Below are 15,739 nucleotides of genomic sequence, written 5' to 3'. Positions count from 1 at the left end.
AACTTTTCGTTAATAATGGAACAGGCAATTCATCAATCAATGGTGCCCAAACGAATTTAAAAGAGTAACCCAATGCCGCCCAACTAAAAAAGGTCACCGCACTCTTATCAATACCAGCCTCACCCAGCCACAGCGATAAACTGGAAAAAATCAGCAGAATCGGAATCCCTGCCGAGAAACCCAGAAATAACATAATCAGGGCACGGCGATCCCAAAATGCCTTAAATGCGGATGCCCAGCCAGTGGCTTGAGTTGTCATTGGTTATTATTTTCCATGAACATGCGTGAATGTGCCTATTCAATCGTGTCTTGCGCCTGCTTGCAAGTTGCTTTATGCAATCAAATAAAATTATTGTTTTGTTTTGTCGATAAAAAACACAAGTTCGCTTGATCTTTGGACCTAAAACTGTATACCTTTAATTACCTAACTTTCGTTTCTTTGTTGGATAGCAATAGTGACCCAAAAACTCGATCAAATGACCGCAACAACTTTATCCTCGACACCAACAAACACGATTACAGCAAAAATCAATTCATTTCCAAGTGCTTTTGAACAGACGGACATCCAGGCAACTCTACTTAAAACCGCATTACATGCACACCAACTGACGCATACGCCAGATTTGGCTGAAATTCCAAGTTCAACCAAACGCATTAAACCACTGAATAATTTTTTAGGACAGGACCGCGCCCGTGCCTCAGTCGAGGCAGGGATTTCTTTACCCTATTCAGGCTATAACATTTTTGCCGTGGGTACGGCTGGTCTTGGTAAACGAACCATGATCAAGCGTTTGCTCCAACAGCACGCCAAAACCATGGCTACCCCTGATGACTGGGTCTATGTCAATAATTTCAAGAACCCAAGACAACCGATTGCTCTGCGCTTCCCAGCGGGACAAGGCAGCAAATTTCAAAATGCCTTGCAGCAGGCATGGCAAATTATCTTAAAGCAGCTGGAACGCCGTTTTAGTGCGGAAACCTATCACAATCGTATTGAACGTATCCGTCAGGATACGGGTGATGTACAGCAACAGGCATTAGTTGAACTGACCAAAGAGGGTGAGGAACTCGATTTAAAATTGATTTCCCGTAATGACAAGCATGTCTTTATTCCAATGCAGTTGAAAGACAATGAATATCATGAACTCACCCAAAATGACCTGAACACATTAACTAGCAAGGAACGTGCTGAAATCAACTCCAATATGCGTTATATGGAGAAAAAACTTGAACGTCTGGGTTTACATCTGGGCGATCTGGAAGATGATGCGCGGGATCAGGTGTCCAGCTTAAACCGTGATATTGCTACCCAGGTGGTGATGCCTCGTATTGAACTGATTTTAAATAAGAACAAAGAGGTTAAAGGTCTCGATATCTATTTAAAGCAGTACGCCGAAGACATTATTGACAACGTTGAGTTGATTTTAGAGCAAGAGGAAGATGACTTTACTCCTGCACTGTTCAACCGCGTACCCTCTCGTTATCAGGCCAATGTGATTATTGCCAATAAACCAAATAGTGGCGCACCCGTTATTTTTGAAGATTTCCCAACACACTACAATTTATTGGGTCATGTGGAGCAACTGACTCACAATGGTACGATCACCACTGATTTCACCCTGATTCGTTCTGGTTCACTGCATCGGGCCAATGGTGGCTTTTTGATGCTGGAAGCGGAACAATTGCTGGAGCAACCTTATGCATGGCAAGGCCTGAAACGTGCCTTAAAATCTGGACAACTCAAGCTTTCTTCACTGGAACATATGCTCACCCTCACAGGCAGTATCTCCATTGAACCCGCTTCCGTTCCACTTGATATTAAAGTGGTTTTACTGGCCGAACCTGAAATTTATTATGAAATTCTGGAAGTGGAACCTGAGCTTGGCAGTGTCTTTAAAATCCGTGCCGACTTTACCGATACATTACAACGTAATGACAGTAACGAACAGGCTTATATGCAGTTAATTGCCGACTATGTTCAGGCAGATAAATTACTTCCGTTTGACCGTTCTGCACTAGCCGCATTGCTTACTGATTCCAGCCGTCAGGCTGAGGATCAAAGCTCTTTATCATTACATGCCTCAACCCTTGGTGACCTGATCCGCGAAGCGCATCACCATGCCTTTAAAGCGGATGACAAGATTGTCACCGACCAGCATGTCAACCAGGCCCTGCACCATCGCCAATATCGCTTAGGCTATTTACGTGAGCTCTACTGGCAAGACCTGTCTCGCGGTACGCAGTTGATTGAAACTTCTGGGCATCGTCTTGGTCAAATCAATGCCCTCTCAGTGATTCATTATGCTGATGTCGAATTTGGATTACCGTCGCGTCTAACAGCTTCTGTATATCAAGGCGGCGGTGATATTTTAGATATTGAACGCAGTGTGGAGCTAGGTGGCTCATTGCATGCCAAAGGTGTATTGCTCATGTCGAGCTTCTTAAAAGCACACTTTGGCCGTGAACAAATCCTGCACTTCTCTGCCGCCTTGGCGTTTGAGCAAAGCTATGGGCAAGTGGATGGTGATAGTGCCACTGTTGCAGAACTTTCTGCGTTAATTTCTGCCATTTGTCAAATTCCAATTGACCAATCATGGGCTATTACAGGCTCGATGAACCAGTTGGGTCAGGTACAGCCAATTGGTGGAGTGAATGCCAAAATTGAGGGCTTCTTCGATGCCTGTAAGTTGCAAGGCTTTACAGGCAAACAAGGGGTGATTATTCCACGCCAGAACATGCAGCACCTGATGCTCCGTCAGGATGTGATTGAAGCGGTACAAACTGGTCAGTTCCATGTCCATGCGATTGACACTATTGATCAGGCGCTGGAAATTCTGATGGCCCGTCCAGTTGGCACCCTCGATAAAAAAGGTCGATACAGCAAAAACTCCATTTATGCTGCAGTGATGGAACAGTTGGAATATTGGCAAGCCATTGAGGATGGTGAAGCCGTTGAAACGGAACAGCCCAAGAAAAAGAAAAAACGTAAGAAAAGCAAAAAGGATGAAATGGAAGCCAAAGCCGCGGATGAAACTGTAGTCGAAGTTGAAACTCTCAATACCTTAGCTAAAAAACGTAAATAATCCATAAAAAAAGCCATGCTCTCTCAAGCATGGCTTTTTGGTTTTATTGATCAGTTCAAGCAACGCCCTGCAAAGAGCGACCACCAGGTAACTGCACAAAGTATTGTTTCAATGCATCAATACAGCGCTGTACTTTCATTGGATACTGTTCACGCTTGGAGGTTAAGGCATGCAAGGTATAGGCAGGCATGTGCCAGTCAGGCAACACCTCAACCAGTGTGCCATTAATCAGCTCTTTCTGGATGTCCATGTATAAAATACGTGCCAGCCCAAGACATCCAGTGTGACAAGGCTGGAATGACATGCAGCGCACCCAGCTCAGGCGTGGTTGCAATACGCAAATCTCCCACCAGATCATCACGCAATTCGTTAATACGGATTTTGCCACGTTCTGCTGCTGCCAGCATTTCCTGACAGCTTAAAAAGAATGCCTGACCCGCCTCGGTGAGGCTGAGTTTTCGGGTTGAACGATGAAGTAAGGTGACATCCATTTCTTGTTCTAAAGATCGGATTTGTTGACTGACCGCACTGGTTGTGATGCCCAGTTCTCTCGCTGCACCGCTAAAAGAATTTTTTTCTACAACGCAAGCAAAGACCCCCATTGCACGCAATTGATCTAACATAGACTTCCCTCGTAATTTATTAATATGCTTATTGTTCTAATAAAAGCAAAGGAGCTTATTATACAGAGAAGTCTACTTGTAAACTAGAGATTATTAACAATTTGTTGAAAATGTGTTAAAGGGGATAGATTAATTCGGTAAAACAGTCGCTGGATTCACAGGTTTACCATCCAGACGAACCTGAAACTCCAGCATCACACGGTTAGCACCAGAAGAGCCCATCTCCGCGATTTTTTGTCCTGCCGTGACATTGTCCCCACTCTTCACCAGCATCTTGCTGTTATGGGCGTATGCTGTGATGTAACCGTCAATATGCTTGATCAGCACCAAGTTTCCATATTCTTTCAGACCATCCGCAGCATAAACCACCTGACCATTTGCAGCGGCAAATACAGGATCTCCCTCATTTCCACCATAGCGAATGCCTTTCACATTACCTGTGAGATTGAAACCCTGAATGACCGCACCATTTGATGGTTTTACCCAACGCAGGCTGGATGCCAGAGTTGAAGAAGATGGGTTTAGGGGAGCCACTGGAACAACAGGCTGAGTTCTAGGAACCACAGGTTGCGGTTTTGGAACCACTGGCTGTTGTGCTGGCAAATTAATGCTCTGGCGCTGGATTGGAGCCGCCTGGGTAATCACCTGGGTTGAGGTGGTACGTTGCGCTACAGAGCCCTTTAAGCGTAGAGACTGGTTGACATAGATGCGGTACGGCGCCGCAATGTCATTCAATGCGGCAATATCCAGATAATTCAGGCCATAACGATTTGCGATTCCGCTCAAGGTGTCGCCTGAACGCACTGTATAGTAATTTGGTGCCTGCACATTGCGAACGCCACCATTCACCTGCGGTTTAGATGCACAACCAGTAACCGCCGCTGTGAGTGTTACCACCGTAGACAGCACGATTGTTTTCATCATTTTTTGTGATAGAAAAATCGAACCATGATTTAAGTGCATCTTCGCCCTCATCGAAAAAACCTTAACTTATTTGCGCCTAAGAGTACCAAAAAAGTGAGAAAAAACGAGTTCTCACTTTCCATATTCACAAAGTTATAACATTTAGGTGCTTATTCAGGTCCATTCACATAGCTATGTAGATTGTCCAGTACCGCATAATTGGTCGCATCCATCTGAATTGGGGTGATGCTGACATAGCCATTCGACACCGCAAAAAAATCAGACTGGATATGGCTGGAAGCCGACTGTGGATCAGTCACCGCCTCTCCAGCAAGCCCAATCCAGTACACCTGACGACCACGCGGATCAACATGGCTGCTGATTGGCTTGGACTGCGCACGGCGTCCCTGATAAGTCACCTGTGCCCCCTTGATCTGCTCAACATCGGGAATGTTAATATTAAAGATATGACGCGGTGGCAACACAGGCAGCCCTTTGGCAATGAAGTCATGTACCCATTGTGCCGCTTGCGCATAATGCTGCGGATGTTCATAGCAACGTACATTTGCACCCGCCAAAGACACGGCAATTGCTGGATGTTTCATCAATCTTCCCTCAAATGCAGCCCCAACCGTACCTGAATATAGAACATCATCGCCCAGATTGGCGCCACTGTTGATTCCACTCACCACAAGGTCAAACTCGAAATCAAACAGGCCATTCATGGATAAGTATACACAGTCCGCAGGTGTGCCATTGACAGCCCAGACATCTTCAGAAATGGGGATGGGACGTAAGGGCCGATCCAGGGTTAAGGCGCTTGAATAACCACTACGCTCACTTTCAGGGGCAACCACCACCACCCGCCCCAAAGGTTTTAACGCCTGCGCCAAGGCTTGCAGTCCAGGTGCAAACACACCATCATCATTTGCGATTAAGATATTCACTAAGGTTCTGTCTCTTCAAAAATTACTGTGCAGTTTTTTCAATTGAAATATTCATTGAATTATATATATTTATATCTTCATAGTATGAGAAATTTATGCAGCCATGAGACATTTATCCAGTTTTGTTCGAGTTTTAACGGTTAGTTTCACATTTCTTGTGGCACCAGCAGTTTTTGCTGACGCAGCTTCAGTAAAAGAAGCGGATGCATTGATTAAGGATGATATTGCCAATGCACAAGTGCTGATTGAGATGTGTCCTAACCTGATCGGTAAGAATGCAAAATTTGACCAGAATATCAAAAAAATGGTGGATTCTTATTTGGGTAGTTACTCAGACAAGTCTGCTTCGCTTGAAAACCTGCAAAAAGATGCTGAATTCAACACTTTACTAAAAGATGCCCGTCAAGCTGCCACAGAGGTTGATAAGGCTGAACAGAAAGCGGTATGTGAAGAGGTATTGAATTTTGAGGGCTAAACAGGCCATTCAGACCTTAAAATGGTTTTAGATATTGATATTTAAAACCACAGTTTCTCCATATTCCCTACAGCAAACATACAAATTTTTATCTGTTTTTATGCTATAAATTTTTCAAATTCTTTAAGTCTTGTTTTGAGTTTGATTTCTTATGAAGAAAAATGTTGTAAAAACACTAGGTTTATCATTCCTCATCGCTGCCAGCACCTTTGTTCCTACCGCATTTGCAGCAGACAAACAGCCTGAAACTGAAAAGATTGAAGTCACCCCAACGTCTGATGAAATTTCCCCACAGGAACTTGCAGTCATTTATGTATTGTCTGAAACCTGCCCAACTCTAATTGGTAAGGATTTAAAGTTCAACAAGGCCTACGATACACTGGTCAAGTCCTATTTATCCAATGAAAAAAATGCGGTTGAGATTCTCAGCAAACGCATGCAAACCAAGGAATATAAGCAACCCTTGAAAGAAGCCCGTGACATTGCCAAGGCAGCCTCGGACGAAGATAACCGTCAAATCTGTAATGATGTCCGTAATTATTATTCCAAGTAACCGATTTGCTACAATAGCATGATAAAAAGCCGACTTCGCCCATAGCAGTCGGCTTTGCTTTGTCCTAAAATGCTAGGCTCTTCTGCTTCATACAAGATATTGGAACCACCTAGAATGACTCAAAAAAGCGCTCTTGCTGCATTACTACTTTTGCCAAGCTTTTCATATGCAGCAACTGTCCTATCTGCTCCACCAGAATTAAATAATAAATCCTATGTGCTCATGGATTATGAGACAGGACAGATTCTCGCTGCCAAAAATGAAAATGAAAAACTTGCACCCGCTTCTATGACAAAAATGATGACAAGCTACATCATAGAGCAGAAACTTTTAAAGGGTGAATTGACTGAAGATGAACAGGTGCGGATGAATGAATCTGCATGGTGCCGTGGTAGCAGCACTGAATCCTGTATGTATGTTCCATTAAATGGCACAGCAACCGTATTAGAGATGTTGCGTGGTATTATTATCCAGTCAGGAAATGATGCCTCTAAAGCGATGGCTGAACACATTGCAGGCAATGAAGGTACATTTGCCCATATGATGAACCAAGAAGCAAAACGTGTTGGTATGGTGAATACACATTTCATCAATTCAACAGGTATGCCTGCTGAAGGTCATTATTCAACAGCTAAAGATATGGCTGTTCTTGCTCAGCACATTATCAAAGATAGCTCTAAATACTACCCAATCTATTCTGAAAAAGAATTTACCTTTAATGGTATCAAGCAAGGCAACCGTAATGCCCTGCTTTACACTGACCCAAGTGTTGATGGCCTCAAGACAGGACATACCGAAGAAGCGGGTTACTGCCTCACTACCTCAAGCAAACGTGGTCCAATGCGCTTGATTTCCGTGATCTTTGGTACTCCAAGCATGAATGAGCGTGCCAGCCAGACACGTACCCTTTTAGCGTGGGGTTTTGCAAACTTTGAAACGGCTAATGTACAACCAGCCAATCAAGTTTTAGCAAAAGCAAAAGTTTGGTTTGGTAAAGAAGATGAAGTTCAAATCGGTTTGGCTGAAAACTTCAACGTAACTATGCCTAAAGGTCAAGCTGATAAAATCAAAACTCAAATCGTCGTTCAACCAAAACTGAATGCACCTTTGGCTAAAGGTCAAGTTGTAGGTAAATTAGTTGCAAGTCTTGATGGAAAAGTGATTGCTGAAAAACCACTAGTTGCATTAAAACCTGTTGAAGAAGCAGGCTTCTTTGCTCGTATAATCGACCATATCAAACAGTTCCTTAGCAACTTATTCTAATTCTTAGAGTAAACAAGCTAATCAAGCATTCATGCTATTTAGTATGAATGCTTTTTTATTTTATAATTCATGCAAATTATTTATTGTATTTTCTCATGGCTAAAAATATTCGTCCTTATTTAGATCATTACCCTGATATTGATACGAGTTGTTATATTGATGAAATGTCAGTAGTCATCGGGGATGTCAAGTTAGCTGAGAATGTTTCAGTTTGGCCTTTTGCCGTTATTCGCGGTGATGTCAATTCAATTCAGATTGGTAGAAATAGTAATGTACAAGATCATTGTATGTTACATGTCAGTCATAAAAATCAATCCAAACCAAATGGTTCACCTTTAGTAATTGGTGATGATGTGACTGTAGGTCATCATGTGACCTTACATGGTTGTACTATTGGCAATCGTGTCTTGATCGGTATTAATACCGTTGTTTTAGATGACGTGATTATTGAAGATGATGTCATGATTGGTGCTGGTAGTCTTGTGCCGCCACGTAAAGTCTTAAAAAGTGGTTATTTGTATGTGGGTAGCCCAGTCCAGCAAGTCCGCCCTCTCACAGATAAAGAAAAAGCATTTTTACCTTATTCAGCGCAAAATTATGTAAAAGTGAAGAATGATTATAAACAAAACTAATTTATTAATTCTGTTTATAATATTAACGAAAACCACGGATGATTATGAATAGAACAACAATATATTTGGGTTTATCTATATTAACGATTAATATCTTAACTTCATGCTCTCACTATAAATCTGATAGTGAAATCATGAGTACCGATTCTCATTATGCAACAACTGAAGTAGCTTCATTGAGTTTCATAGCAAGTGATTTAAAGCATCATCAAATTTTTACTAATAATTTAAATAAATGCCCAGCCTATACATCTCCATCTCAACAAACTCCTCTATCAAATTCATACAGAGATATAATATCTACTTGTGAAAACAATAAATTTAAATGCTATCAATCTTGTGTGGAAAGTGATGCTGTGGCCTGTTATTTAGTGGCGTTATCATTACAAGAAGCAAATTATAAACTTCCAGCCGAACAAGTATTTCAAAGAAGTTGTGAGTTAGGCATCGCCTCTGGTTGTACCAATAGGGCTGCTGGAATGTTGGACTACAAAAAACACTTAACCACTGAACAAAAGAAGTGTATTTTTTCAACATTTGAGAAAACTTGTGACTGGCGCGATCCTTGGGGGTGCACCATGTTTGCAGACCAATTAATTTCTGAGGAAAATACTGAACCTAATTATAAAAAAGCTTTAAATGTTCTCAATTATAGTTGTAAATATGGTGATACTGATCCAGCATACCAATCGGCAAAGAAACTACGAAAATTTATTAATAGTAAAATTAAACCTGATTAAAGCAGTTAGTGGCTAAATCTATGATTCAGCCACCATAGCCAAAAACTCTCAAATTTTGTAGAATACGTTTTTTAAAATCATGGTGCTTTCTATGACCGCTTGGACACCTCATGTCACAGTCGCCACTGTAGTTGAAAAAGACGGACGTTTTCTGTTTGTTGAAGAACACAGCGAAGGCTTTGTACATACCGTGTTTAATCAACCTGCTGGTCATGTCGAATGCGGTGAAACGATTATTGAAGCAGCGATCCGTGAAACCTTAGAAGAAACAGGTCATCATGTAGAAATAGATCATTTGCTTGGTATCTATACCTATACCCCTCCCATGTTTCCAGATCGCACATATTATCGTTTTTGCTTCTTGGCACATGTCACCTCGGTTGAGGGAAATGCACAACTAGATACCGATATTGTCGGTGCAGTTTGGATGAGTTTAGAAGAGCTGCAAGAATCCGCTCGTGCGCGAAGCCCATTAGTTTTAAAAGTAATTGAAGATGCCCTCGCTGGTAAGAAATATCCTTTATCGCTTATTTATGAGCACCCTTTCTCTCCCTCATTAACTTCTCATTTGGATGCTTAATTAGATGCAACAACGTGTCATCGTCGGTATGTCTGGTGGTGTAGACTCCTCTGTTTCTGCCGCATTATTACTTCAACAAGGATATCAAGTTGAAGGTCTTTTCATGAAAAACTGGGAAGAAGATGATGGTACGGAATACTGCACAGCCCTTGAAGATTTAGCAGATGCTCAAGCCGTTGCAGACAAGATTGGAATTAAACTGCACACCGCAAACTTTGCCATGGAATATTGGGATCGTGTGTTTGAGCATTTCTTAGCTGAATATGCTGCAGGTCGTACTCCAAACCCAGATATTCTATGTAATAAAGAGATTAAGTTCCGTGCGTTCCTCGACCATGCTATGACTTTGGGTGCAGATTTTATTGCAACAGGTCATTATGCGCGTCGTGGTGTAAGCACACAAAACTCTCGTGGTGAAACCTATGCACCATTACTACGTGGTGTAGATAATAATAAAGATCAAACTTATTTTTTACACGCTGTTCATGGTCGTGAAATCAATAAGACGCTGTTCCCTGTCGGTGAAATTGAAAAGCCTGAAGTTCGTCGCATTGCTGAACAACTTGATTTAGCAACAGCGAAGAAAAAGGACTCAACTGGTATTTGCTTTATTGGTGAACGTCGATTTACAGACTTCCTCAAACAATATCTTCCTGCTCAAGCTGGAAAAATTGTCTTAGACAACGGCAAAGAAGTTGGTGAACATCACGGCTTAATGTACTATACGCTCGGTCAACGCGGTGGCATCGGTATCGGTGGTATGAAAGGTGCGCAAGAAGGTGCATGGTTCGTACTTCACAAAGACATTGCCAACAATCGTCTCGTCATTGGACAAGGTCATGAGCATCCACTTATGCAAAGTAAACAGCTTTGGAGTGAAGCGATTGATTGGGTTGCGGGTGAACAAGAAATCCCAACCACGGGTTTCCGATGCACAGCAAAAACTCGTTATCGTCAGCCTGACCAAGCGTGTACAATTTATCATGATGAACATACAGAAAATGGTATTCGAGTTGAGTTTGATGAACCACAACGTGCTGTAACTCCAGGGCAAAGTGTGGTGTTTTACTCAGGAGAGGTATGCTTAGGCGGTGGTGTCATTCACCATACTGATGCACCTCAACCAGATTTTATTTAAGGATATTGGAATCGAAGCATGGCGGAGTTACCCTTTCAGCACACCCAAGCGTTGAATGTAAGACAAAACCGTGCTTTAGCATTGGCTGCTGTCTTCCAAGCAACTCAGCTCACGCATATGACTGCGATGGCGGGACAGCAGAGTATTGGAGATAGTGGTAATTTTTATTTTGAACTACTGATCAAAGCCAGTTTAAATATTCGCCCAGCGACCAACAATGCGACTCAAACTTTAGATTTTTTTAATCAACTTGCAGATATCTCTCTTGGTTTAAAATCATTAGAAAGTTGTATAACTCAACCTTTTAATACTGCTCCTAAATCTCGTATTCCGAAAATGTCGACAGCTAAACTTCCCATGTCCTATGCTATGGCATTATTGCAGTTGGAAAAGAAAGTGTATAGCAATCCTGAATACGTCAAAATTATCGAAACGGCTCAACAAAAAATCCTAAAACAGTTGTCTTTTTTCGATAATAACTATTTGCACCCAAGTATTATTGCCAATTTAGCTCAGACCTATGTTGAAACTGCTGGGCAAATCAATCCGCGCATTTTAGTCCGTGGTAATGCTGAAGCGTTTAAAGATATGAATCATACAAATCGAATCCGTGCTTGCCTTTTTACAGGTCTACAGCTTGCGCATTTGTGGCGACAACTCGGTGGTAGCTCTTGGAGTATGATCTTTAATAAACGTAAGCTTTTACAAGATATTCAAGCTCTCGCTCGTTTGCAGTATCAGGTGGTATAAACCGATGCTAAGACGAATTTATTTTTATGTTTATTCCAAAATTAAGGAATCTGTATGAATGCTTTAACCGCACTCTCACCACTTGATGGACGTTATGCAAGCAAATGCGATGCGTTACGCCCTTTTTTGTCTGAGTTTGGTTTAATCCACGCTCGTGTCACGGTTGAAGTGCGTTGGTTACAAGCACTTGCAAATCGTGCAGAAATTATTGAAGTTCCTGCTTTTTCTGCTGAAACAAATGCAGCATTGGATGCGATCGTAACCAATTTTTCTGAAGAAGATGCGAATCGTATTAAAGAAATCGAGCGTACGACAAACCACGATGTAAAAGCAGTTGAATACTTCCTTAAAGAAAAAATTGCGAATATTGATGAGCTACAAAATGCGGGCGAATTTATTCACTTTGCATGTACCTCTGAAGACATCAACAACTTATCTCATGCATTAATGCTTAAAAATGGTCGTGAAGTTTTAGTTTCAAGTATGAAACAAATTCTGAATGCGATTTCTGCTTTGGCTATCACACACGCTGAGCAACCAATGTTGTCTCGTACACATGGTCAAACTGCAAGCCCGACTACGTTAGGTAAAGAGATGGCAAACGTTGCTTATCGTTTAGCGCGCCAAATCAAGCAATTTGAAAATGTTGAATTATTGGGCAAAATCAATGGTGCTGTCGGTAACTACAATGCTCACCTATCTGCTTACCCAGAAATTGACTGGGCTGCACATGCTCAAGCATTTGTTGAATCTTTAGGTTTAGCATTTAACCCATACACCACACAAATTGAGCCACATGACTATATGGCTGAATTGTTCGATGCATTACGTCGTTATAACACCATCCTGATCGACTTTAACCGTGATGTTTGGGGCTATATCTCACTGGGTTACTTCAAACAAAAATTGAAAGATGGTGAAGTTGGTTCATCAACCATGCCTCATAAAGTAAACCCAATTGACTTCGAAAATTCTGAAGGTAACTTAGGTATCGCAAATGCGGTATTGGGTCATCTTGGTGAAAAACTTCCTGTTTCTCGTTGGCAGCGAGACTTAACTGACTCAACTGTTCTTCGTAACATGGGGGTTGGTTTTGCACAAAGCTTGATTGCTTTTGATGCTTGCTTAAAAGGTATTGGTAAACTTGAGTTGAATGCGAACCGTTTAAATGAAGATTTAGACCAAGCACAAGAGGTTCTTGCAGAACCGATCCAAACAGTAATGCGCCGTTACAATGTTGAAAAACCTTACGAAAAACTAAAAGCATTGACTCGTGGTCAAGCAATGACACGTGAAATGATGGTGAACTTCGTTAATGGTGATGAACTTCTTCAAGTTCCAGCTGATGAACGTGCTCGTTTAGCAGAGCTTACACCTGCTACATATACAGGTAATGCAGCTGAACAAGCGAAACAAATTAATGATCTAATTAGCAAAATCTAAGTTTTGTTGATAAAAAAGCAAAGCCTCGGCTTTGCTTTTTTATGCGCTAACATCTTAATTTCTATATTTTTTAATTGATATTTTTGAAAAAATAAACCAACAATCTGTTTAATTTAGCTTACTCAAAAATTGCAAATCACGTTTTTTAGCTTCAATGATAGAACATTTATTAAATTTTGAAATTCACGCACATAAAATGACTAACAATACTGTGATAAGCAATATTTTACATATTTTAAGAAAACGAGGTTTTAAAAAAAGCCTCCGAGGAGGCTTTTCAGTTTAGAAGAAATTAATCACCTGTATAACCTTTTAATTTTAAACGTGCAGCATGTAACAATGGCTCTGTATAACCCGATGGTTGCTCAGCGCCTTTGAAGATCAGGTCAGAAGCTGCCTGGAATGCGATACCATCAAACTTAGGTGCCATTGGTGTATAAAGTGGATCATTGGCATTTTGCTGATCAACAATCACTGCCATGCGCTTCAACACTTCTTCAACCTGTTCGCGTGTTACAATCCCGTGACGTAACCAGTTCGCAACATGTTGAGAGGAAATACGTAATGTTGCACGGTCTTCCATCAAACCAACGTTGTTGATGTCTGGAACTTTAGAACAACCTACGCCTAGGTCAACCCAACGAACGACATAACCCAGAATACCTTGACAGTTATTTTCAAGTTCGTTGTTAATTTCTTCAGCAGTCCAGTTGGTTTCTGGAGCAAAAGGAGGTGTTAACAAGTCATCCAGAGACAACATATCTTCATTAGCCAACTCATCCTGACGTGCTTTCACGTTGATTTGATGGTAATGCAATGCATGAAGTACCGCACCTGTTGGAGATGGAACCCATGCACAAGATGCACCTGCATTTGGATGTGCAGTTTTAGTCGCCAACATATCTTTCATGCTGTCTGGTTTTGGCCACATGCCTTTACCAATTTGTGCCTTACCTTGTAGGCCACATGCCAAACCAATCGCAACGTTACGATTTTCGTAAGAAGCAATCCATTTCTGAGCTTTAACAGCTTCTTTACGGACCATTGGCGCTGCTTCCATAGAGGTATGGATTTCATCACCCGTACGATCCATAAAACCAGTGTTAATGAAAATCGTACGGTCTTTTGCAGCAGCAATACAGTTTTTCAAATTAACTGAAGTACGACGTTCTTCGTCCATAATCCCGATTTTAAGCGTCTTCGCTGTCAAGCCAAGTGCCTGTTCCGCACGCTCAAACAATTCAACTGCGAATGCAACTTCTTCTGGGCCATGCATTTTTGGCTTAACGATATACATAGAACCTTTACGAGAGTTCTTATTTTCGTTTTCGCCACGAATATCTGAAATTGTAAGTAATGGAGTAACTAATGCATCCATAATACCTTCAAATACTTCTTCACCTTCTACAAGGATCGCTGGGTTAGTCATTAAATGACCAACATTACGAAGAAGCATCAACGAACGACCATGTAAAGTTGTAGTGCCACCAATCAGGTTTTGAACAGTACGGTCTTTGTTTAAGGCACGTGTAATGGTTTTACCATTTTTCTCGATAGACTCTTGTAAGTCACCTTTCATCAAGCCCAACCAGTTACGGTAGCCTTCAACTTTCTCTTCAGCATCAACCGCCGCAACAGAATCTTCCAAATCCTGAATGGTTGTGATTGCCGCTTCAAGGGTTAAATCTTTCACGCCAGCAGCATCAGTTTTACCCACTGGGCTGTTTGCATCAATATCAATGATAACGTGCAGGCCGTTATTTAATAAAACGATTTCAGTTGGGTTTGCGGCTTCACCATTGAAACCAACAAATTGAGCTTCATGCGCCAAAGAAGTAGTCGAACCATCTTTTAAAGTCACAACTAGACGATTGTGATCAACCGCATATTGAGTTGCATCAGCGTGTGAGCCTTGTGCCAACGGGAAAGTCTGGTTTAAGAAATCTTTAGCGAATGCAATAACCTTGTCACCACGAACTGGGTTATAGCCTTTACCTTTTTCCGCACCATTTTCTTCAGAAATTACATCTGTACCATACAGTGCATCGTACAAAGAACCCCAACGTGCATTGGCTGCGTTTAAGCAATAACGTGCATTACGTACTGGTACAACTAGCTGTGGACCTGCCAATAAAGCAATTTCTTCATCTACATTTTCAGTTGTAACTTTAAAGTCAGCAACTTCTGGTTCCAGATAACCAATTTCAGTCAGGAATGCTTTATAGGCATTCAATTCAAATTTATTATTGCGGTGCCATTCATCAATCTTGGCTTGTAGTTCATCACGCTTAGCCAATAATGCCTTGTTTTTTGGGCTAAGATCGACAACGACTTGCTCGAAGTTTTTCCAGTAAGTTTCACTATCTAAACCAGATCCTGGTAAAGCTTCATTTTCGATGAAATCGTAAAGTTCTTTAGCAATCGCTAGCTTGCCTTGTTGAATACGTACAGTCATTGTCTTTCCTGATGGTGCTAACTTTTTATAACAAGATTCCTAGTATACCGATTTATACTAGCCTGAATAGTAATATCACATTCCTAAATAGTAAGCATTTTCTCTATAAGACGTATTGACAAGCGCAATTTTATCTCTTTATCAAAAAATCAAA

At 41.4% G+C, this 15,739-nt stretch carries 13 protein-coding genes and 2 pseudogenes; 10 read left to right on the top strand and 5 right to left on the bottom strand.

The window, feature by feature from the left end; all coding sequences use genetic code 11:
- Positions 1-259: pseudogene (locus B4H32_RS11245) on the bottom strand (MFS transporter); the annotation flags it as partial.
- Positions 260-455: 196 nt separating this feature from the next.
- Here B4H32_RS11245 and B4H32_RS11240 point away from each other — a divergent pair.
- On the top strand, positions 456-3,083 hold the full coding sequence (locus tag B4H32_RS11240; RefSeq protein ID WP_262450084.1) for a Lon protease family protein: 2,628 nt from the start codon (positions 456-458) through the stop codon (positions 3,081-3,083).
- Between the two features lie 55 nt (positions 3,084-3,138).
- Here B4H32_RS11240 and B4H32_RS12880 read toward each other — a convergent pair.
- From B4H32_RS12880 to surE, 3 genes and pseudogenes are all read right to left on the bottom strand, one after another.
- A pseudogene (locus B4H32_RS12880) lies at positions 3,139-3,706 on the bottom strand (LysR family transcriptional regulator).
- A 129-nt stretch (positions 3,707-3,835) separates the two neighbouring features.
- The gene (locus B4H32_RS11225; protein WP_004757963.1) at positions 3,836-4,669 is read right to left on the bottom strand and encodes a peptidoglycan DD-metalloendopeptidase family protein; all 834 of its coding nucleotides are present in this window, start codon (positions 4,667-4,669) and stop codon (positions 3,836-3,838) included.
- Positions 4,670-4,779: 110 nt separating this feature from the next.
- The gene (gene surE / locus B4H32_RS11220; protein ID WP_004682178.1) at positions 4,780-5,556 is read right to left on the bottom strand and encodes a 5'/3'-nucleotidase SurE; all 777 of its coding nucleotides are present in this window, start codon (positions 5,554-5,556) and stop codon (positions 4,780-4,782) included.
- A gap of 103 nt (positions 5,557-5,659) precedes the next feature.
- On the opposite strand from surE, the gene B4H32_RS11215 reads away from it, so the two are divergent.
- The 9 genes from B4H32_RS11215 to purB all read left to right on the top strand — a co-directional run bounded on the left by B4H32_RS11215 (position 5,660) and on the right by purB (position 13,130).
- Positions 5,660-6,031 (top strand): MCR_0457 family protein, encoded by a 372-nt coding sequence (locus B4H32_RS11215; RefSeq protein WP_286803108.1) that lies wholly within the window; start codon positions 5,660-5,662, stop codon positions 6,029-6,031.
- A gap of 151 nt (positions 6,032-6,182) precedes the next feature.
- Positions 6,183-6,584 (top strand): MCR_0457 family protein, encoded by a 402-nt coding sequence (locus B4H32_RS11210; RefSeq protein ID WP_286803107.1) that lies wholly within the window; start codon positions 6,183-6,185, stop codon positions 6,582-6,584.
- A 114-nt stretch (positions 6,585-6,698) separates the two neighbouring features.
- Positions 6,699-7,847: a D-alanyl-D-alanine carboxypeptidase PBP5/6 gene (gene dacC, locus B4H32_RS11205; protein ID WP_286803106.1), complete on the top strand. Its 1,149-nt coding sequence runs from the start codon at positions 6,699-6,701 to the stop codon at positions 7,845-7,847.
- 95 nt (positions 7,848-7,942) lie between these two features.
- A complete protein-coding gene (locus tag B4H32_RS11200) occupies positions 7,943-8,479 on the top strand; it encodes a gamma carbonic anhydrase family protein (RefSeq protein ID WP_004913144.1) in 537 nt (178 codons plus the stop codon).
- Positions 8,480-8,523: 44 nt separating this feature from the next.
- Positions 8,524-9,219, top strand: coding sequence for a hypothetical protein (locus B4H32_RS11195; protein ID WP_334113880.1), 696 nt, complete (start codon positions 8,524-8,526; stop codon positions 9,217-9,219).
- 91 nt (positions 9,220-9,310) lie between these two features.
- Entirely contained in the window at positions 9,311-9,799 is a 489-nt protein-coding gene (locus tag B4H32_RS11190) for an NUDIX hydrolase (RefSeq protein ID WP_099948415.1), read from the top strand.
- A 4-nt stretch (positions 9,800-9,803) separates the two neighbouring features.
- Positions 9,804-10,937: a tRNA 2-thiouridine(34) synthase MnmA gene (gene mnmA / locus B4H32_RS11185; RefSeq protein ID WP_286803105.1), complete on the top strand. Its 1,134-nt coding sequence runs from the start codon at positions 9,804-9,806 to the stop codon at positions 10,935-10,937.
- An 18-nt stretch (positions 10,938-10,955) separates the two neighbouring features.
- Positions 10,956-11,687, top strand: a complete 732-nt coding sequence (gene hflD / locus B4H32_RS11180) for a high frequency lysogenization protein HflD (RefSeq protein WP_004682203.1) — start codon at positions 10,956-10,958, stop codon at positions 11,685-11,687.
- Between the two features lie 54 nt (positions 11,688-11,741).
- On the top strand, positions 11,742-13,130 hold the full coding sequence (gene purB, locus B4H32_RS11175) for an adenylosuccinate lyase (RefSeq protein WP_004682205.1): 1,389 nt from the start codon (positions 11,742-11,744) through the stop codon (positions 13,128-13,130).
- Between the two features lie 292 nt (positions 13,131-13,422).
- On the opposite strand, the gene B4H32_RS11170 is transcribed toward purB, so the two are convergent.
- On the bottom strand, positions 13,423-15,585 hold the full coding sequence (locus tag B4H32_RS11170; protein WP_286803104.1) for a malate synthase G: 2,163 nt from the start codon (positions 15,583-15,585) through the stop codon (positions 13,423-13,425).
- Positions 15,586-15,739 lie beyond the last annotated feature (154 nt).

This window comes from Acinetobacter sp. UBA2063 (assembly GCF_002333245.1).
GTDB classification, from domain to species: Bacteria; Pseudomonadota; Gammaproteobacteria; order Pseudomonadales; family Moraxellaceae; genus Acinetobacter; species Acinetobacter parvus.
The sequence above is the reverse complement of the archived record's forward strand: the minus strand, read 5'-3'. Positions and strand labels throughout refer to the sequence as shown.

What these genes read in the sequence shown, in the direction of transcription:
- hflD (WP_004682203.1), top strand. Translation starts at nt 10,956, where the DNA reads ATGGCGGAGTTACCCTTTCAGCACACCCAAGCGTTGAATGTAAGACAA.
- B4H32_RS11170 (WP_286803104.1), bottom strand. Translation starts at nt 15,585, where the DNA reads ATGACTGTACGTATTCAACAAGGCAAGCTAGCGATTGCTAAAGAACTT.
- B4H32_RS11190 (WP_099948415.1), top strand. Translation starts at nt 9,311, where the DNA reads ATGACCGCTTGGACACCTCATGTCACAGTCGCCACTGTAGTTGAAAAA.
- mnmA (WP_286803105.1), top strand. Translation starts at nt 9,804, where the DNA reads ATGCAACAACGTGTCATCGTCGGTATGTCTGGTGGTGTAGACTCCTCT.
- purB (WP_004682205.1), top strand. Translation starts at nt 11,742, where the DNA reads ATGAATGCTTTAACCGCACTCTCACCACTTGATGGACGTTATGCAAGC.
- B4H32_RS11200 (WP_004913144.1), top strand. Translation starts at nt 7,943, where the DNA reads ATGGCTAAAAATATTCGTCCTTATTTAGATCATTACCCTGATATTGAT.
- B4H32_RS11225 (WP_004757963.1), bottom strand. Translation starts at nt 4,669, where the DNA reads ATGCACTTAAATCATGGTTCGATTTTTCTATCACAAAAAATGATGAAA.
- B4H32_RS11195 (WP_334113880.1), top strand. Translation starts at nt 8,524, where the DNA reads ATGAATAGAACAACAATATATTTGGGTTTATCTATATTAACGATTAAT.
- B4H32_RS11210 (WP_286803107.1), top strand. Translation starts at nt 6,183, where the DNA reads ATGAAGAAAAATGTTGTAAAAACACTAGGTTTATCATTCCTCATCGCT.
- B4H32_RS11215 (WP_286803108.1), top strand. Translation starts at nt 5,660, where the DNA reads ATGAGACATTTATCCAGTTTTGTTCGAGTTTTAACGGTTAGTTTCACA.
- dacC (WP_286803106.1), top strand. Translation starts at nt 6,699, where the DNA reads ATGACTCAAAAAAGCGCTCTTGCTGCATTACTACTTTTGCCAAGCTTT.